The following is a 16,123-nucleotide window of genomic DNA, read 5'->3' on the forward strand; positions in this document are numbered from 1 at the left end:
AGCCCATGATCGACCTGGCGGTCGTAGACCTGTCACGCCTTCAGTTCGCACTGACGGCGCTATACCACTTTCTGTTCGTGCCCCTCACGTTGGGCCTCTCCTTCATGCTGGTCATCATGGAGAGCATCTATGTGATGACGCGTCGGCCTATCTGGCGGACCATCACCCGCTTCTGGGGCACGCTGTTCGGCATCAACTTCGTGCTGGGCGTGGCCACGGGCCTGACCATGGAATTCCAGTTCGGCATGAACTGGTCCTACTACTCCCACTATGTCGGCGACATCTTCGGGGCCCCGCTGGCCATCGAGGGCCTGATGGCCTTCTTCATGGAGGCGACCTTCGTCGGCCTGATGTTCTTCGGCTGGGACAAGCTGAAGCCGCACGCCCACCTGTTCGTCACCTTCATGGTGGCCCTGGGCACCAACCTGTCGGCCCTGTGGATCCTGGCCGCCAACGGCTGGATGCAGAACCCGGTCGGCGCCGCCTTCAATCCCGACACCATGCGGATGGAAGTCACCGACTTCATGGCGGTGATCTTCAACCCGGTGGCCCAGGCCAAGTTCGTCCACACTGTGTCGGCGGGCTATGTCTGCGCCGCCGTGGTCGTGCTGGGCATCTCGGCCTTCTATCTGCTGAAGGGCAAGCACGTCGGCTTCGCCAAGCGGTCGATGACCGTGGCCGCCGCCTTCGGCCTGCTGTCGTCGCTGTCGGTCGTCGTCCTGGGCGATGAGTCGGGCTATGCCCTGACCGATAACCAGAAGATGAAGCTGGCCGCCCTGGAAGCCATGTGGCGCACCGAGCCGGCGCCCGCCGGTCTGACCGCCTTCGGCCTGCCCAGTCTGGAAGACCGCCACACCCATTTCGAGGTCAAGATCCCCTATGTCCTGGGCCTGATCTCGACGCGCAGCATCGACAAGCCGGTGATCGGCATCCTTGAGCTGGTCGCCGTGGCCGAGGACCGCATCGAACGCGGCGTCGTCGCCTATGACGCTCTGGAGAAGGTCAAGGCGGATCACACCGACATGGCCGCCCGCGCCCAGTTTGAAACCGTGCGCGGCGACCTGGGCTACGGCCTGCTGCTGAAACGCTATGTCGCCGATCCGCGTCAGGCCACGTCGGATCAGATCAAGCAGGCCGCCTGGGACACGGTGCCCAACGTGCCGCTGATGTTCTGGGTCTTCCGTTTCATGGCCGGGATCGGCTTCCTGATGATCGGTCTGTTCGCCACGGCCTTCGTGCTCTGCACCCTGCGCAAGCATGAGACCAAGTGGTTCCTGCGTCTGGCCGTTCTGGCCATTCCCCTGCCGTGGATCGCGATCGAGTCCGGCTGGCTTCTGGCCGAGGTGGGTCGTCAGCCCTGGGCCGTGGAGGGCGTCCTGCCGACCTTCCTCGGCGCCTCGAGCCTCAGCGTGCTGCAACTGTGGACCACGATCGTCTGCTTCACCCTGCTCTATGGAGCCTTGGCCGTGGTCGAGGTCGGTCTGATCCTGCGCGCGGTCAAGAAGGGTCCGTTCGCCGAACAGGAAGCCCGCGAAGCCGACGCCAGCACGGAAGGCGAACCGGCGGTCGCCTGACCCCGGTCGTTGAAGGAAAAGAGAGATGGAACTTCCCCTCGACTACACCACGCTCCGCCTGATCTGGTGGGGACTGTTGGGCGTGCTGCTGATCGGCTTCGCCCTGACGGACGGCTTCGACATGGGCGTCGGCGCCCTGCTGCCCTTCGTCGCCAAGACCGATGAAGAGCGCCGCATGGTGATCAACACCATCGGCGCGACCTGGGAGGGCAACCAGGTCTGGTTCATCGTCGGCGGCGCGGCGATCTTCGCCGCCTGGCCGCAGGTCTACGCCGTCAGCTTCTCGGGCTTCTACCTGGCCATGTTCCTGGTGCTGTCCGCGATGATCCTGCGGCCCGTGTCGTTCAAGTATCGCTCCAAGCGGCCCGAGGCGCGCTGGCGCTCGATGTGGGACTGGGGCCTGTTCATCGGCAGCTTCGTTCCGGCCCTGGTGTTCGGCGTCGCGGTCGGCAACGTCCTGATGGGCGCGCCCTTCCGTCTGGATGGCGATCTGCGCAGCTTCTACGAAGGCAGCCTGCTGGGTCTGTTCACTCCCTTCACCCTGATCTGCGGTCTGCTGTCGGTGTCCATGCTGGTTCTGCACGGCGCGGCCTGGCTGTCGGTCAAGGGCGAGGAAGGCGTGGTGCTGAAACGCGCCCGCGCCATCGGCACCGTCGCCGGTCTGGCCAGCCTGGTCCTGTTCGCCGTCGGCGGCGCCATGGTGGCCTTTGGCGACATGGGCTTCCGCATCACCGGCGCAGTCGATACGGGCGGCGTGTCCAACCCGCTGCGCACGGCGGTCGAGGCCGCGCCCGGCGCCTGGCTGGACAACTACGGCCGCTATCCGTGGATGATCATCGCCCCGGTTCTGGGCTTCCTGGGCGCGTTGGTGGGCTTGCTGGGCATGTGGCGCAAGTCGGCGGCCCTGGCCTTCGGCGGCTCCTCGGTCTCGGCGGTGGGGATCATCTCGACGGTCGGCCTGTCGATGTTCCCCTTCATCCTGCCCAGCTCGATCAACGCCCAGTCCAGCCTGACGGTCTGGAACGCCTCCTCCAGCCATACGACCCTGTTCATCATGCTGATCGTGGTCGCGGTCTTCCTGCCCTTCGTCCTGTTCTACACCGCCTGGGTCTACAAGGTGCTGTGGGGCCGCTCGACCACGGGCGAGCTGAAGACCAACCCTGACCTCTACTGATCCCGCGAAAGGAGATCATTCCATGTGGTATTTCGCCTGGATCCTGGGCCTCGGCCTGGCGGTGGCCTTCGGCGTCCTCAACGGCCTCTGGCACGAGTTCCGCCTGTTCGACGAAGGGGATGAAGGGCGCTCCGAGCCCTGACGTTTTCCGTCATTGAAACGAGCCTCCTCGATTTCGGTCGGGGAGGCTTTTTCGTGGGCGGGTGAGCTTCGGGCGCCAGCGTCGTCACCCCATCCCTCGCCGTCATCCTCGGGCTTGACCCGAGGATCGAGCGCGGGGACGCGCTCACCCTTGCTGGCGTCGCGCAGCCGGATAAGCCGATCCTCGGGTCAAGCCCGAGGATGACGGCTGGATCTGGAAGGGAGGCGGCTGGCGCGTCGCGGGCTGCGCCGGGGCCGTCCTGCGGCCGCCGCCGACCGGGCGGTTCAGCCCGCGCCTTCGCCGAGGGCCTTGAGCGCAGGGGGATCGGGCAGAGCGACTTCGTTGTTGGGCAACAGCTGGATCAGGCCCGAGGTCTTGAACTGGGTGAGGACGCGGCTGACCGTCTCGATGGTCAGGCCCAGATAGTCGGCGATGTCGAGGCGGGTCATCGGCAGGTGGACGCGACCTTCCTGACCGCCCAACTGGACCTGACGCGCCGACAGCCGGGTCAGGAAGCTGGCGATCCGCTCGCGCGCCGTCTTGCGGCCCAGAAGGACGATCTGTTCCTGCGCCGCCATCAATTCGTCGCCGGCCATGGCCACCAGGCGGTGCTCCAGCGCGGGCAGGGCGTTCAGCAACTGATCGAACTCGTTGCGCCGGAAGCGGCAGGCGCTCAACGGCGTCAGGGCCTCGGCGGTGAAGCTGGAGGGACCGCGCCCGCCCAACCCCAGAAAGTCGCCCTGGAACAGGAAGCCGGTGATCTGGCGGCGGCCGTCGGGCAGCAGGCGGTAAAGCTTCACCGCCCCGTCGACGACGTTGAAGACGAAGGGGTTGGGATCGCCCTCATGGAACAGGGCCTGCCCCGGCTGGGCCGTCACCGTCTCGCTGGCGCAGGCCATGTTCTGCAATTCATGACCCTTCAGGTCGGCGCAGACGCCCAGCGGACGCGCCCCGCAGGTCGAGCAGGGGTGGACGTCTTCCAGGCGGACTTCGGCAGGCTTGGGGGCGGGTTCGGCCAAGGCGGCGTTACAGGCGGTCATGGTCGGCTCCAGCATTCCGCTGCAGCCTAGCTGACCGGAGATCAGTTTCGAATAGGGCAGGCTGTCCTAGTCTTCGGCGTAGCGCAGCCTGGCGCCCAGCCGGTGGGCCAGGGCGGTCAGCTCAACGGCCAGGCTTTGTCGCACCAGTGGGCGCACGCCCATCTCGCGCACCACGAAGGGGCCGACCCACAGGGTTTCGCCATACTCCAGATCCGGCTGGCGCCACCAGCTGACGAAACCCAGGACGCCGCCGCGCTGGCTGCGAGCGCTGAGGATGCCGCGGCTGTCGGGGGCCGCGCGCCAGTCGTGAAGGAAGGTCCGCCACTGGTCAGCGCCCAGATCGGGCCGCCATAGCCGGGCGAGGGCGAACTCGGCCGGCGCCTCGGCCTCGGTCAGGGGGACGACGTCCAGGCGAGGGGCGTCGGGCATCAGGCGAGGCTCGGTCATGGAACCATTTCGCCCGACGACGGCTGAGTTACATTGATCTGCGTCAAGGCGATTCCGCCGCGCCCGTCGCACGGTCCGCCGAACGGAGGACAGGCCATGAGCGTTTCAGACTACTTGAATCCGACGCCGATTCACGGGGCGGCGGTGGCCGCGATCCTCAAGCTGCTCGACGGGCAGAAGCTGATGACCTTGGCCTGCAACCGCGCCGACGGCCGCCCTCAGGCCAGCACGCTGGGCTATCTGAACGACGGGCTGAACCTCTATTTCGTCACCGCCCGCGACAGCGAGAAGCTGCGCAACATCATCGCCGACCCGCGCGTGGGCGTGGCCGTGCGCGGCGTGGCCGGGGAGGGGGAGGCCGTCGGCCTGTCCATCGACGGCATGGCCGAGGAGGTGACGGACGGCGACGAGGTCCAGCGCCTGAACGACATGATCATCGCCCGCTCGCCTGATGTCAGCCCCTACGCCCCTGGCGGCGACTCGGTTGCGGTGGTGAAGGTGATTCCCGAACTGGTCGAAGCAGTGGCCGTGGTCGACGGCCGCAGCCGCGCCCAGACCTTCTCGATCGGCGATCCCGACCGTGTAGTGCACGGCGTCAGCTATGAGCCCAGCGCGGTGGCGCGGCTGTTTTGAACAAAGCTGCGCATCTGTCGGTGGTTATCGCGAAACGCCCCTTGAAATGCCGTCAGGCGTCAGGCATATGCGCCCCTCTGGCGAGGTTAGCGCCGTCGAGCTTGCTCACGGCGCATTGATCTTTGTCCGGGACACTAGGAGTGTAGCTCAGCTGGTAGAGCATCGGTCTCCAAAACCGAGGGTCGTGGGTTCGAGTCCCTCCGCTCCTGCCATTCCCCCTGTCGCGGTCGCTTGGGAGTTCCCATGTGAGGCGACAGGTTCCAGAGGTTGAAGAGACGTCATATGGCCAAGGCGAAGACCCCCGGCGGTCGCCGCACCGTGGGAAACCAGACCGCAGCCGCCGCACAAGGCGCAGCCACGGTCGCCGTAGACGCGCCTGCACCCAAGAAAAAGACGTCGCCGGCCCAGTTCTTCAGCCAGGTTCGCGCTGAAGGCCGCAAGATCGTCTGGCCCAGCCGCAAGGAGACCTGGATCACGTCCGTGATGGTCTTCATCATGGTCCTGATCGCCTCGGCCTTCTTCTGGATCGTCGATACGGGTCTGGGCTTTGCGTCCCGCTTCATTCTCGGCCTCGGCCAATAAAGGAGACGCGCACATGACTGATGCAGCGCCCAAGCCGGCGGCCAATCCCCGCCACAAATGGTATATCGTCAACGCCTACTCGAACTTCGAAAAGAAGGTCGCAGAGCAACTGCGCGAGCAGGCGAAGCAGCAAGGCCTGGAAGACAACTTCTCCGAAATCCTGGTTCCGACCGAGGAAGTCGTCGAGATCCGTCGCGGCCGCAAGGTGAACTCGGAACGCAAATTCTTCCCCGGCTACGTGCTGGTGAAGATGGAGATGACCGACAACGCCTATCACCTGGTCAAGAACACGCCGAAGGTCACGGGCTTCCTGGGCGCCGCGGGCGGCACCAAGCCCCTGCCGGTCTCGGAGCGTGAGGTCCAGAACATCATCGGCGCCGTGGAAGAGGGCGTCGAGCGTCCGAAGCCCACGATCCGCTTCGACATCGGCGAGACCGTCAAGGTCATCGACGGTCCGTTCGCCAGCTTCGACGGTCAGGTCGAGAGCGTCGACGAGGACAACGCCCGCCTGCGCGTGGCCGTGTCCATCTTCGGCCGCCCGACCCCGGTGGATCTGGAATACAATCAGGTCGAGAAGACCGGCGGCTAAGCCGGACCTTTTCGGTTCAATCATTCGGGGGCCGCGCCTTGCGGCCCTCGTTTGCGTTTACAGGGCCTCCCTGCTAAACGCGCGCCTTCGCCCGGCGGCCTTCGAGTCGTCAGGCGGCAAATCCGTGGAAGGCAGCCATGCCGCACCACGGCTCACCGGCTCCGAGGCTCAGGCCTGGGGTCATCGATAGGAGAGACCAATGGCCAAGAAGATTCTCGGCTATATCAAACTGCAAGTTGCGGCCGGTTCGGCCACGCCTTCGCCCCCGATCGGCCCGGCACTGGGTCAGCGCGGCGTCAACATCATGGGCTTCTGCAAGGAGTTCAACGCACGCACTGAGAAGGTGGCCAAGGGTACGCCCCTGCCGACCGTGATCACGGTCTATCAGGACAAGTCCTTCACCTTCATCACCAAGACCCCGCCGGCCACCTTCTACCTGAAGCAGGCCGCTGGCATTAAGTCGGGCGCCAAGCTCGTCGGTCGCGAAATCGCCGGCAAGGTCACGCAAGCGCAAGTTCGCGAGATCGCCGAAGCGAAGATGAAAGACCTGAACGCCAACGATATGGACGCAGCAATGCGCATCATCGAAGGCTCGGCCCGCGCAATCGGCATCGAAGTGGTGGAGGGCTAATCCATGGCTAAGCAAACCAAGGCTCACAAGGCTCGCACCGGCGTTTCGCAGGACCTCCTGCCGTTCGCCGACGCCATCAAGCTGGTCAAGGACAACGCCAAGGCCAAGTTCGACGAGTCGATGGAAATCGCCGTCAACCTGGGCGTCGACCCGCGTCACGCCGACCAACAGGTCCGCGGCGTCGTCAATCTGCCGTCGGGCACCGGCCGCGACGTCCGCGTCGCCGTCTTCGCCAAGGACGCCAAGGCTGATGAAGCCCGCGCCGCCGGCGCTGAATACGTCGGCGCCGAGGATCTGTACGAGAAGATCAACGGCGGCCTGATGGACTTCGACCGCGTCATCGCGTCGCCCGACATGATGGCCCTGGTCGGCCGTCTGGGTAAGGTGCTGGGCCCGCGCGGCCTGATGCCGAACCCGAAGGTCGGCACCGTGACCCCGAACGTCGCCCAAGCCGTCAAGGACGCCAAGGGCGGCGCCGTCGAGTTCCGCGTCGAGAAGGCCGGTATCGCTCACGGCGGCATCGGCAAGGTCTCGTTCACGCAGGAAGCCCTGGAAGCCAACGTCAAGGCTTACGTGGACGCTCTGAACCGCGCCAAGCCGTCGGGCGCCAAGGGCACCTATGTGAAGCGCATCACCCTGTCGTCGACGATGGGCCCGGGCTTCAAGATCGATCCGGCTTCGCTGGTCTGATCTCAGGCTTCAGTCTGAAACTACGAAAGCGGCGGAGAGCAATCTCCGCCGCTTTTTCGTTGACCGGCGGTTGCTGAGTGGGCATGGCGAAGCTTTCGAGGGGAAGCTGATTCATGTTGCGATTTCTCACTGGCCTTTGCGCCGCCCTGGTCGTGCTGGCGGCGCCTCTGTCGGCGAGTGCGCGCGACGAGGCTTCGGAACGGCTTGATCTGGCCTATCGCTATGTCGCCTCGATGCAGGTCGAGGACATGGCCAAGGCGATGGAGGAGTCGTTCGCAGGCCTGTTTCCGGCTACGGCGGGCATGGATCCCGAAGACGCTCGCGCGGTCCGGGACACCATGTCCGAGATGATGCAGGAGTATATGCCCGCCCTCTTCAAGGCGATGGCTCCGGTCTATGCCGAAACCTTCACGCTGGAAGAATTGCGCGCGCTCGTCGCCTTCTATGAGAGCGATGTGGGGCGCTCGATGGTTCGCAAGAGCTATGAGGCGGCGCCGCGTATCGCCGTCGTGGCGCAAACTGTTCTGCCGCCTGTTCTTGAACGCGCCATGGACCGTCTTTGCGACCGTCTGGAGTGCTCGGCTGAAGATCGGCAGAACATGACGTCCGCGCTGAAGGCGCAGGGCGGACAGGCGGCTCCCGCCAAGTAGACGCCGCCTGTCGCTCCGCTCAGTAGCCGACGGTGAAGCGCTGGCGGCTATGCTTCGGCGTTTCGATTTCATCGACCATGGCGATGGCGTAGTCGGGGAAGGAGATGGCGCTGTGGCCGTCGGCGCCGATCAGCAGGGCGTCGCCGCCCAGGCGGAACCGACCGGTGCGTTCGCCGCCGTCGAATAGGGCGGAGGGGGACAGGAAGGTCCAGTCCAGATCGGCTTCCTGACGCAGGCGATCCAGGAAGCGTCCGCCCGCCGAAGCCTCGGCCTTGTAGATCTCGGGGAAGTCCGGGGTGTCGATGACCTCCAGGCCCGGCGCGGCCTCCAGGCTGCCGGCGCCGCCGACCACCAGATAGCGCGGCGCGTCCGCCGCCTTGACCGCCGCGATCAGCGTGTCCGGGGTGGTGTCGACGAACATGATGGCGCTGACCACGGCGTCAGCGCCCTTCAGCAGCGAGGCGAGGGCGGTTGGGTCGTTCGCGTCACCGTTGGCAGCGGTGATCCCGTCGCCGGTCGGGATGCGCGCGGGGTTGCGGGCGACGCCCGTCACCTGATGGCCGCGACGGGCCAGTTCCTTGACGATTTCCGATCCGGCGCGGCCGCTGGCGCCGAGGACTGCGACTTTCATGATGGGCGTCTCCAGTAAGTTACCAATGGAGACCAGGTGTGCTATGGGAAGCAGCCATGCAAGAAGGCACCGAAATCTCATCTGGTCACTCGGCGGAAACCGCCCCGGCGCTTTGGCGCGGCGACGTCTATGCGGCCAACTGTCCGACGCGGCTTCTGCTGGACCGCATTGCGGACAAGTGGACGGTGCTGCTGCTCACCACGCTGGCGGACGGACCGATGCGCTTCAACGCCTTGAAGCGGCGCATCGAGGGCGTGTCGCAGAAGATGCTGAGCCAGACCCTGCGCCAGATGGAGAGGGACGGCCTGGCGACACGCACGGTCGAGGCGACGGTTCCAGTGTCCGTCACCTATGCGATCACGCCGCTGGGGCTGACCCTGGTTCAGGCGCTCCAGCCCGTGATCGATTGGGCCGAGACGCGGATGCCGGAGGTGGGGCAGGCCCAGGCGGCTTATGACCGGCGGGCTGTTTAAGCAGCCTGGAAGTCGCGCTGAGCCTTCATCATTTCGGTGATCAGCACCTTTTCCTTGTCGTCCAGATAGGGGTTCCAGACGTCGAAGATGAGGATGACGCGCAGGTCGTCGGCGTCGTTCCAGGCCTCGTGTTCGATGGTGTCGTCGAACACCCAGGCCTTGCCCATTTCCCACGGCCGCGTCGTATTGCCGACGCGGAAGCGGGCCGGTCCGGGCAGGATGATCGGCAGGTGGGCCAGCAGGCGGACGTTGGACGAACCCGTGTGCGCCGGGATGTGGGTGTGCGGCTGCAGGGCGGAGAACATGGCCGTCGGCGCGAAGCTGTCCTGGTCCGCCATCGGCAGGCTTTCCAGCAGGGCGGCGGTGCGCGGGCAGCGGGCGCAGGCATCGTCCTGGCGTCGTCCGTCCTTCCACAGGAACAGAGAGCTCCATTTGCGGGAGTGGTTCAGTTCGCCCCATTGATTGACCGGCGCGCCCTTGGGGTAGGCGATGTAGGGCGCGAACTCGTCGATGGCTGTGGCCAGCAGGTTCGAGAGTTCTTCCTGAATGACGGGCGTGGCCTCCTCGAGCGTGGACAGCCAGGGGAACAGGCTGCGGTCGTAGAAGGGGATGATGGGAAGGCGAGGGTAGTTCAGCAGCAGCGGTTGCTGTTTCGGCGGCTGGATCAGGCCGGCGTAGATTTCCAGGCCTTCATCGAACCGATCCAGCGCCGCTTCGCCAACGTCGGCGCGCAAGCCCGCCAGGCGCTGGCGCAAGAAGTCTCCCAGCGCCCGCGCGTGCTGGTCGACCATCCGGGCGGCATAGTCCATCTGGGCGACGACCGCCGGCTGGCAGTGGGCGCGCGGCGGGGCGATCTTCAGAGCGTTGCGATAGACCTCGACCGCCGCCTTGGGCTGTTTGATCTTCTCCAGCATGGCGCCCTTCGCCAGCAGGGCGGCGAAGTCGTAGGGCTTCATGTCCAGGGCTTCGTCCAGCACGGCGAGCGAAGCGTGGAAATCCCCCAGCAGACGAAGTGCGACCGCGCGGTTCAGCGTGGCGTTGTGCGTCCGTCCCAGGGCGTCGGCCCGGTCCAGCAGCGCCAAGGCCTGGTGGGGATCGCGTCGGGCCAGGGCCTGACCGGCTTGGATCAGGAATTGTTCCTGCGCAGGACTATGGTCGGGCATGCGCACTCCCCAATGCGGACACAATCATGAACGGAGCGTAATGTTGCATTGCCGCAGACCGCGTCAACGGGGATTGTGGGAAACGGCAATTTCCGTGTGCGGATGACTTGACGAAGGGGATCGGAATCCGGTCTTGGGGCGCTGTCGCCTCGCGCGGCTATTGCGGAGACGACCCATGCTGAGCTGGTTCCAGGCGCTGTTGCCCAAGGAAGACAACTTCTTTCGCCTGTTCGACGCCCACGCCGCCACCCTGGTGAAGGGCGCGGATGCGTTGCGCCACACGATGGAGGGCGGCGACGCGACGGCCGACTGGTGCCAGAAGATCGTCGATCACGAGCATGAGGCCGACGAGGTCGCGCGCGAAGTCCTGTTCGCCGTGCGCCGCAGCTTCATCACCCCGTTCGACCGTTCGGACATTCGCGGCCTGACCAACTCGCTGGATGATACGATCGACCAGATGCAGAAGACGGCCAAGGTCGTCACCCTGTATGAAATGCGCGACTTCGCTCCCAAGATGCGTGAACTGGCCGACATTGCGGTGCAGTGCGGCGCCCTGACGGTCGAGGCGGTGTCCCTGCTGCCGGCCATGCGCAAGAATCACGAGCGCCTGAACGCCCTGACCGAACAGATCGCCGTGCTCGAGAGCCAGAGCGACAAACTCTACGACGAAGGCATGAAGGCGCTGTACGAGGCGCATCGTCATGACATGACCGGGGGCAACACCCTGGGCTTCATCATCGGCGGCGAGGTCTATGACCATCTGGAGAAGATCATCGACCGCTTCGAGGATGTGGCGAACCGCATCAACGGCGTCCTGGTCGAGCACCTGTAGGGTTCGATGGATCACGCCCTCCTGATCCTGGTCTTCCTGATCGGCGTCGCTCTGCTGTTCGACTTCCTGAACGGCCTGCACGACGCGGCCAATTCCATCGCCACCATCGTCGCGACGCGGGTGCTGCCGCCGATCTATGCGGTCGGTTGGGCCGCCTTCTTCAACTTCATCGCCTTCCTGTTCTTCGGCCTGCACGTGGCCGACACGATCGGACGGGGGATCATCTCGCCCGACGTGATTTCGGATCAGGTCATCTTCGGCGCCCTGATGGGGGCGATCAGCTGGAACGTCATCACCTGGCTGGGCGGCATTCCGTCGTCCAGTTCGCACGCCCTGGTCGGCGGCCTGCTGGGCGCGGGCATCGCCAAGGCGGGGACTAGCGCGGTGGTCATCGCCGGGGTGCTGAAGACGGTGGGCGCCATCTTCATGTCGCCGGCCATCGGCTTCCTGTTGGCGCTGCTGCTGGTGCTGATCGTGTCGTGGCTGTTCGCCAAGGCCAACCCCAATTTCGCCGATCGGATCTTCCGGGGCCTGCAGTTCGTTTCGGCCTCGGCCTACTCGCTGGGGCACGGGGGCAATGACGCGCAGAAGACCATGGGGATCATCGCCATCCTGCTGTATTCGCGCGGGATGCTGGGCGGCGAGTTCCACGTGCCCTTCTGGGTGGTCATCACCTGTCAGGCCATGATCGCCCTGGGCACCCTGTTCGGCGGCTGGAAGATCGTCCACACCATGGGCTCGCGCATCACGCGGCTCAGCCCGCAGCAGGGCTTCTGCGCCGAGACGGGCGGGGCCATCACCCTGTTCGCCGCGACCAGCATGGGCATCCCGGTTTCGACCACCCACACCATCACCGGCGCCATCATCGGCGTGGGCGCAGCCAAGCGCGTCTCGGCCGTGCGCTGGAGCATCGCCCGCAGCATCGTCACCGCCTGGTTCGTCACCATGCCGGCCGCCGCCGCCATCGGGGCGATCTTCTACTTCCTCGGAGGCTTGTTCCTGACGTGACGACGGGCAGGTTCCGCACCGAGACGTCCGAGACCCGTCAGGTCGCAGCCCTGCCGTGGCGTCGGGGCGAGGGCGGGGTCGAGGTGATGATGATCACCTCGCGCGAGACCCGTCGCTGGGTCATCCCCAAGGGCGGCCGCATGGTCGGCAAGACCGATCCGCAGGCGGCGGCGCAGGAAGCCTACGAAGAAGCGGGCGTGCAGGGCGAGACGCTGGAGGCGCCGGTCGGTCATTTTCGCTACGCCAAGCGCCTGAAGTCCGGCGCGACCCAGGCCTGTATCGTCGCCGTCTATCCGCTGGAGGTTCTGATCCAGTCGGGGGCCTGGCCCGAATCCCTGCAACGCGAGCGCCGCTGGATGTCCCAGGCCGAAGCCGCCGCATCGGTGCACGAAGCCGATCTGGCCGAGCTGATCCGGGATTTTCAGCCCTAACCCCGGCGGCGCCGTTGATTTCGTCGTCAGGCCGTGTATAGAGCGCGGCTTCTCGTCATGGCTTCGGCCGTGGCGGATCCTGTCCGAGAACTTCGGGACGTGGGGGCCACCCGCGTCATAATCGTCAGAGAGCCCTCTGGCGCCGTGGGGAGATGGGGATGCAAAGACCTTCGTCCAGCCGTTTTCGGCCGGACCGGCCTGCTTCCTTCGGACAATAAGACCGGCCTGAACGCTGTGCAGCGATGCGCGGCGCTATGGCCAAATCCGTCGTCGGGAATTAGCCCGGCGGCGAATACCAAAACTGGAGACCGCAATGGACCGCGCACAAAAAGCCGAGTCGATCGAATCGCTGAAGAGCGTGTTCGCCGACGCGGGCGCCGTGGTCGTGACCCACAACCTGGGTCTGACCGTTGCGGAGATGGAAGACCTGCGTGGTCGCCTTCGTAAAGAAGGCGGCGCGTTCAAGGTGGTGAAAAACCGTCTGGCGCTCAAGGCGCTGGGCGTCGAGGAAGGCAGCGAGTACCACGACCTGTTCAAGGGTCCCGTGGGCATCGCATATGCAGCCGACCCCGTCACCGCCGCGAAGGTCGCGGCTGAATTCGCCAAGGGCAACGACAAGTTCAAGCTCATCGGCGGTTTCATGGGCGACAAGGTGCTGGACGCCGCGGGCGTCGACGCCCTGTCCAAGCTGCCGTCGCTGGACCAACTGCGTGGCAAGCTGATCGGCCTGCTGCAAGCCCCGGCGACCAAGGTCGCTGGCGTTCTGCAAGCACCCGCCGGCCAACTGGCTCGCGTCTTCAACGCATACGCGACCAAAGACGCCGCCTAAGCCTCGTCATCTCTGCATATCTCTCTGAACCTCATCCTACCGAAGGAAGACTAAAATGGCTGATCTCGCCAAGATCGTTGAAGAACTGTCGGCTCTGACCGTCCTGGAAGCCGCTGAACTGTCGAAGCTGCTGGAAGACAAGTGGGGCGTCTCGGCCGCCGCTCCGGTCGCCGTCGCCGCTGTCGCCGGCGCCGCTGCTCCGGCTGAAGCCGCTGAAGAGCAAACCGAGTTCACCGTTGTCCTGGTGGACGGCGGCGACAAGAAGATCAACGTGATCAAGGAAGTCCGCGGCGTCCGCACCGACCTGGGTCTGAAGGAAGCCAAGGACCTGGTCGAAGGCGCTCCGCAGAACGTCGTCGAGAACGTCTCGAAGCAAGTCGCTGAAGAGCTGAAGAAGAAGCTCGAAGAAGCCGGCGCCAAGATCCAGATCAAGTAAGATCGGGTCCTGGTCCTCGGCTTCGGCCGAAGGCAAGACTTCAAGGAACGGGTCGGAGGGAAACCTCCGGCCCGTTTTCTTTTGGGCGCGGCCCAGGCGGCATAGAAAAACGGCCCGGGATCGCTCCCGGGCCGTTTCTGTTTCTGGCGCGGCGTCCTAGCGGCGACGCGGGCTGAGGATGTCGCCGATGCGGTCCGGCGTGCCGGGGATGCGCTCTAGGCGCGGGTAGCGCAGGCCGTCGTGGTAGTCGAAGGCTACGGTCTTGAAGCGGTCGCCGTTCTTGAGCAGCAGGCGGATCGGCGCGTCCGTGCCCTTGGCGGCGGTGACGGCGTCGCGCAGCTTCTCGGCAGAGGCGGCCGTGTCGTTGACGGCGACCAGTTCCCAGCCGGGGCCGATGTCGGTCTCGAAGGCGCGGCCGCCCCAGCGGACGCCCGTCAGCTTGTTCGTCGCGGACAGGGTGAAGCCCAGGGAATACTGGAAGTCCTTGTCCCAGCCCGACTGGATGCGCTTTTCGGCGGCGGTCAGGCTGTCGGTGTAGGTCAGGCGGTAGCCGCCGCGCGCCAGACCGTCGAGCGGGGCGCGGGCGTCGGGGCCGGTCGCGTCCAGGCGGGTGCGCAGGAACCCGGCCCAGTCGTGCGGATGGACGGCGTTCAGGGCCGCGACCACGTCGTCGAAGACGTAGCCGCGCGGGGCGTAGGAGCCGTCGTCGCCGCCGAAGAAGCCCTTGGCGAAGTCGTCCAGCGACTTCTTGCCGCCCGTCGCCTCGCGGATCAGGGTGTCGGCGTCCAGCCAGATCAGCAGGGACTCGCGGTAGTAGTCGCCGGTGCCGCGCATCCACGACGCATAGGGATTGCTGGTCCGGTAGCCGAGCAGGTTGTGGTTGTTCGTGTCCTGCAGCGGGCGCCAGGCGCGGCCTGGCTGGTTGTCGTAGAAGGCGGCGTTCTCGGCCAGGCTGACGAGGATGTCCTCCTTGGAGGCCAGACCCGAGCGGGCGGTCAGCACGTCGCCCCAGTATTCCGTCTGGCCCTCATAGACCCAGAGCAGGGTGTTCTGGGTCGGGATGTTGTGGTTGGCGGTCAGCTCGTCGGCGGGGCGCTGGCGCTTGCCGTTCCAGGCGTGGACGAACTCGTGCGGCAGAAGGCCGACGGCGCCCAGGTCCTTGCCCCAGGTGGTGAAGAAGTCGGTCGGGACCGAGTTCTCGGACGAGCGGTGATGCTCCAGACCGATGCCGCCCATCTTCGACGTGGCGGCGACCAGGAAGTCGTAGCGGTCATAGGGGCGGGCGCCGAACAGGCGGTCGGCCTGGGTGACGAGGTTCTCGAACCAGGCGATCTGCTCCGCGGTGGGGGCGATGTTCTTGGCCTCGTCGGCGACGATGTTCAGGTGGACGGCCTCGCCCTTGGGGTCGATCTCGATCCGCTGGAAATTGGCGCCGCCGAACAGGGGGCTGTCGATCAGGGTGTAGAGGTCGGTCGGCTTGAAGGTCGCCAGGCCGTTGTCATAGCTGTCGGCAGCCAGGGCCGTGCCGTATTTCCAGCCCTGCGGCAGGCGGATCGAGGGGGCGAAGGTGATGCCGGTCGAGCGGTAGCCGGCGGGATAGAGCAGGGCCTTCTCCCACTGCAGGTTGACCATCTCGGGGGTCATGACGACGCGCCAGGTCGAGCTGTCGGGCTGGGTCAGCCACTGGAACTCGACCACGATCTCGCTGACGCCCTGGGGGACGTCGATGTGGAAGGCGTGGGGGTCGATGGTGTCGCGCAGCCAGTCGATCCGGTTCCCGCCGCCGGTCACAGTGACGCCCGAGATCAGCTGGATCGGGCCGGTGTCGGCGTGGTTGCCGGGCAGGAATTTCGGATAGAGCAGGACCAGCGGCCCGGTCGAGACCGGGATAGTCTGGCGGACGCGAACGATCTTGCGCTCCACGTCGGTCGCATCGACTTCATACTTGATGACGCCGGGATAGGCGGCGGCCGTCGGGGCGGGGATCGGCGGCAGGGCGCGAGGCAGGCCCAGCGGCGTGTTCTGGGCGGTCGGCGAGGCCGGCGCCTGCGGGCCGGTCCACTGTTGAGCGAGCGCGGTCGAGGCGACCGAGGTCAGCAACAGGGCGAGGGCGGCGGCGGGCAGACGTCGGGTCATCGGGAATCCAGAACTCAAATGCAGACAGGCGT

20 protein-coding genes and 1 tRNA gene are annotated in these 16,123 nt (G+C 65.8%); 16 read left to right on the plus strand and 5 right to left on the minus strand.

Going from position 1 to position 16,123, the window contains the following annotated elements; genetic code table 11:
- Positions 1-8 precede the first annotated feature (8 nt).
- The 3 genes from AC3IS2_RS04180 to cydX are packed head-to-tail and all read left to right on the plus strand — an operon-like array spanning position 9 to position 2,890.
- Complete coding sequence (locus tag AC3IS2_RS04180) at positions 9-1,574, plus strand: cytochrome ubiquinol oxidase subunit I (RefSeq protein WP_489200097.1); 1,566 nt, start codon at positions 9-11, stop codon at positions 1,572-1,574.
- Between the two features lie 25 nt (positions 1,575-1,599).
- Positions 1,600-2,748 carry a cytochrome d ubiquinol oxidase subunit II gene (gene cydB, locus AC3IS2_RS04185; RefSeq protein ID WP_489199410.1) on the plus strand — a complete coding sequence of 383 codons (1,149 nt, stop codon included), beginning with the start codon at positions 1,600-1,602 and terminating at the stop codon, positions 2,746-2,748.
- A 22-nt stretch (positions 2,749-2,770) separates the two neighbouring features.
- Positions 2,771-2,890, plus strand: coding sequence for a cytochrome bd-I oxidase subunit CydX (cydX, locus tag AC3IS2_RS04190; RefSeq protein WP_181543479.1), 120 nt, complete (start codon positions 2,771-2,773; stop codon positions 2,888-2,890).
- A gap of 284 nt (positions 2,891-3,174) precedes the next feature.
- On the opposite strand, the gene AC3IS2_RS04195 is transcribed toward cydX, so the two are convergent.
- Both AC3IS2_RS04195 and AC3IS2_RS04200 read right to left on the minus strand, forming a co-directional pair.
- The gene (locus AC3IS2_RS04195; protein WP_489199411.1) at positions 3,175-3,930 is read right to left on the minus strand and encodes a Crp/Fnr family transcriptional regulator; all 756 of its coding nucleotides are present in this window, start codon (positions 3,928-3,930) and stop codon (positions 3,175-3,177) included.
- Positions 3,931-3,996: 66 nt separating this feature from the next.
- Positions 3,997-4,377: a hypothetical protein gene (locus AC3IS2_RS04200; RefSeq protein WP_489199412.1), complete on the minus strand. Its 381-nt coding sequence runs from the start codon at positions 4,375-4,377 to the stop codon at positions 3,997-3,999.
- Positions 4,378-4,473: 96 nt separating this feature from the next.
- On the opposite strand from AC3IS2_RS04200, the gene AC3IS2_RS04205 reads away from it, so the two are divergent.
- From AC3IS2_RS04205 to AC3IS2_RS04235, 7 genes are all read left to right on the plus strand, one after another.
- Positions 4,474-5,010, plus strand: a complete 537-nt coding sequence (locus AC3IS2_RS04205) for a pyridoxamine 5'-phosphate oxidase family protein (protein ID WP_489199413.1) — start codon at positions 4,474-4,476, stop codon at positions 5,008-5,010.
- 136 nt (positions 5,011-5,146) lie between these two features.
- Positions 5,147-5,222: transfer RNA gene (locus tag AC3IS2_RS04210), tRNA-Trp, on the plus strand.
- Positions 5,223-5,292: 70 nt separating this feature from the next.
- A complete protein-coding gene (gene secE, locus AC3IS2_RS04215; protein ID WP_489199414.1) occupies positions 5,293-5,592 on the plus strand; it encodes a preprotein translocase subunit SecE in 300 nt (99 codons plus the stop codon).
- A 13-nt stretch (positions 5,593-5,605) separates the two neighbouring features.
- Positions 5,606-6,181: a transcription termination/antitermination protein NusG gene (gene nusG, locus AC3IS2_RS04220; protein WP_489199415.1), complete on the plus strand. Its 576-nt coding sequence runs from the start codon at positions 5,606-5,608 to the stop codon at positions 6,179-6,181.
- Between the two features lie 199 nt (positions 6,182-6,380).
- Positions 6,381-6,812, plus strand: coding sequence for a 50S ribosomal protein L11 (rplK, locus tag AC3IS2_RS04225; RefSeq protein ID WP_489199416.1), 432 nt, complete (start codon positions 6,381-6,383; stop codon positions 6,810-6,812).
- 3 nt (positions 6,813-6,815) lie between these two features.
- Positions 6,816-7,502: a 50S ribosomal protein L1 gene (gene rplA, locus AC3IS2_RS04230; RefSeq protein ID WP_489199417.1), complete on the plus strand. Its 687-nt coding sequence runs from the start codon at positions 6,816-6,818 to the stop codon at positions 7,500-7,502.
- A 113-nt stretch (positions 7,503-7,615) separates the two neighbouring features.
- Positions 7,616-8,152, plus strand: a complete 537-nt coding sequence (locus AC3IS2_RS04235) for a DUF2059 domain-containing protein (protein ID WP_489199418.1) — start codon at positions 7,616-7,618, stop codon at positions 8,150-8,152.
- A 19-nt stretch (positions 8,153-8,171) separates the two neighbouring features.
- Here the strand turns inward: AC3IS2_RS04235 and AC3IS2_RS04240 are convergent, their stop codons facing one another.
- The gene (locus AC3IS2_RS04240; RefSeq protein ID WP_489199420.1) at positions 8,172-8,783 is read right to left on the minus strand and encodes an NAD(P)-dependent oxidoreductase; all 612 of its coding nucleotides are present in this window, start codon (positions 8,781-8,783) and stop codon (positions 8,172-8,174) included.
- 56 nt (positions 8,784-8,839) lie between these two features.
- Between AC3IS2_RS04240 and AC3IS2_RS04245 the strand changes: the two genes are divergently transcribed.
- Entirely contained in the window at positions 8,840-9,256 is a 417-nt protein-coding gene (locus AC3IS2_RS04245; RefSeq protein ID WP_489199421.1) for a winged helix-turn-helix transcriptional regulator, read from the plus strand.
- On the opposite strand, the gene AC3IS2_RS04250 is transcribed toward AC3IS2_RS04245, so the two are convergent.
- Positions 9,253-10,419, minus strand: a complete 1,167-nt coding sequence (locus AC3IS2_RS04250; RefSeq protein WP_489199422.1) for an aspartyl/asparaginyl beta-hydroxylase domain-containing protein — start codon at positions 10,417-10,419, stop codon at positions 9,253-9,255. The two genes, AC3IS2_RS04245 and AC3IS2_RS04250, sit on opposite strands and share 4 nt — an antisense overlap.
- 175 nt (positions 10,420-10,594) lie before the next feature.
- Here AC3IS2_RS04250 and AC3IS2_RS04255 point away from each other — a divergent pair, with 175 nt between their 5' ends.
- The 5 genes from AC3IS2_RS04255 to rplL all read left to right on the plus strand — a co-directional run bounded on the left by AC3IS2_RS04255 (position 10,595) and on the right by rplL (position 13,955).
- Complete coding sequence (locus AC3IS2_RS04255) at positions 10,595-11,251, plus strand: DUF47 domain-containing protein (protein WP_489199423.1); 657 nt, start codon at positions 10,595-10,597, stop codon at positions 11,249-11,251.
- Between the two features lie 6 nt (positions 11,252-11,257).
- The gene (locus tag AC3IS2_RS04260; protein ID WP_489199424.1) at positions 11,258-12,259 is read left to right on the plus strand and encodes an inorganic phosphate transporter; all 1,002 of its coding nucleotides are present in this window, start codon (positions 11,258-11,260) and stop codon (positions 12,257-12,259) included.
- Positions 12,256-12,690 carry an NUDIX hydrolase gene (locus AC3IS2_RS04265; protein ID WP_489199425.1) on the plus strand — a complete coding sequence of 145 codons (435 nt, stop codon included), beginning with the start codon at positions 12,256-12,258 and terminating at the stop codon, positions 12,688-12,690. The genes AC3IS2_RS04260 and AC3IS2_RS04265 overlap by 4 nt, the downstream gene beginning before the upstream one ends.
- 313 nt (positions 12,691-13,003) lie before the next feature.
- Positions 13,004-13,519: a 50S ribosomal protein L10 gene (gene rplJ / locus AC3IS2_RS04270; RefSeq protein WP_105563614.1), complete on the plus strand. Its 516-nt coding sequence runs from the start codon at positions 13,004-13,006 to the stop codon at positions 13,517-13,519.
- A 55-nt stretch (positions 13,520-13,574) separates the two neighbouring features.
- On the plus strand, positions 13,575-13,955 hold the full coding sequence (gene rplL, locus AC3IS2_RS04275) for a 50S ribosomal protein L7/L12 (RefSeq protein ID WP_431565723.1): 381 nt from the start codon (positions 13,575-13,577) through the stop codon (positions 13,953-13,955).
- A gap of 156 nt (positions 13,956-14,111) precedes the next feature.
- Here rplL and AC3IS2_RS04280 read toward each other — a convergent pair whose 3' ends face one another.
- Positions 14,112-16,091, minus strand: coding sequence for a M61 family metallopeptidase (locus AC3IS2_RS04280; protein ID WP_489199426.1), 1,980 nt, complete (start codon positions 16,089-16,091; stop codon positions 14,112-14,114).
- Positions 16,092-16,123 lie beyond the last annotated feature (32 nt).

It is taken from the genome of Brevundimonas sp. KH_025 (genome assembly GCF_057839885.1).

Coding starts and splice junctions, on each gene's coding strand:
- cydB (WP_489199410.1), top strand. CDS start 1,600: ATGGAACTTCCCCTCGACTACACCACGCTCCGCCTGATCTGGTGGGGA.
- cydX (WP_181543479.1), top strand. CDS start 2,771: ATGTGGTATTTCGCCTGGATCCTGGGCCTCGGCCTGGCGGTGGCCTTC.
- AC3IS2_RS04195 (WP_489199411.1), bottom strand. CDS start 3,930: ATGACCGCCTGTAACGCCGCCTTGGCCGAACCCGCCCCCAAGCCTGCC.
- AC3IS2_RS04200 (WP_489199412.1), bottom strand. CDS start 4,377: ATGACCGAGCCTCGCCTGATGCCCGACGCCCCTCGCCTGGACGTCGTC.
- AC3IS2_RS04205 (WP_489199413.1), top strand. CDS start 4,474: ATGAGCGTTTCAGACTACTTGAATCCGACGCCGATTCACGGGGCGGCG.
- secE (WP_489199414.1), top strand. CDS start 5,293: ATGGCCAAGGCGAAGACCCCCGGCGGTCGCCGCACCGTGGGAAACCAG.
- nusG (WP_489199415.1), top strand. CDS start 5,606: ATGACTGATGCAGCGCCCAAGCCGGCGGCCAATCCCCGCCACAAATGG.
- rplK (WP_489199416.1), top strand. CDS start 6,381: ATGGCCAAGAAGATTCTCGGCTATATCAAACTGCAAGTTGCGGCCGGT.
- rplA (WP_489199417.1), top strand. CDS start 6,816: ATGGCTAAGCAAACCAAGGCTCACAAGGCTCGCACCGGCGTTTCGCAG.
- AC3IS2_RS04235 (WP_489199418.1), top strand. CDS start 7,616: ATGTTGCGATTTCTCACTGGCCTTTGCGCCGCCCTGGTCGTGCTGGCG.
- AC3IS2_RS04240 (WP_489199420.1), bottom strand. CDS start 8,783: ATGAAAGTCGCAGTCCTCGGCGCCAGCGGCCGCGCCGGATCGGAAATC.
- AC3IS2_RS04245 (WP_489199421.1), top strand. CDS start 8,840: ATGCAAGAAGGCACCGAAATCTCATCTGGTCACTCGGCGGAAACCGCC.
- AC3IS2_RS04250 (WP_489199422.1), bottom strand. CDS start 10,419: ATGCCCGACCATAGTCCTGCGCAGGAACAATTCCTGATCCAAGCCGGT.
- AC3IS2_RS04255 (WP_489199423.1), top strand. CDS start 10,595: ATGCTGAGCTGGTTCCAGGCGCTGTTGCCCAAGGAAGACAACTTCTTT.
- AC3IS2_RS04260 (WP_489199424.1), top strand. CDS start 11,258: ATGGATCACGCCCTCCTGATCCTGGTCTTCCTGATCGGCGTCGCTCTG.
- rplJ (WP_105563614.1), top strand. CDS start 13,004: ATGGACCGCGCACAAAAAGCCGAGTCGATCGAATCGCTGAAGAGCGTG.
- rplL (WP_431565723.1), top strand. CDS start 13,575: ATGGCTGATCTCGCCAAGATCGTTGAAGAACTGTCGGCTCTGACCGTC.
- AC3IS2_RS04280 (WP_489199426.1), bottom strand. CDS start 16,091: ATGACCCGACGTCTGCCCGCCGCCGCCCTCGCCCTGTTGCTGACCTCG.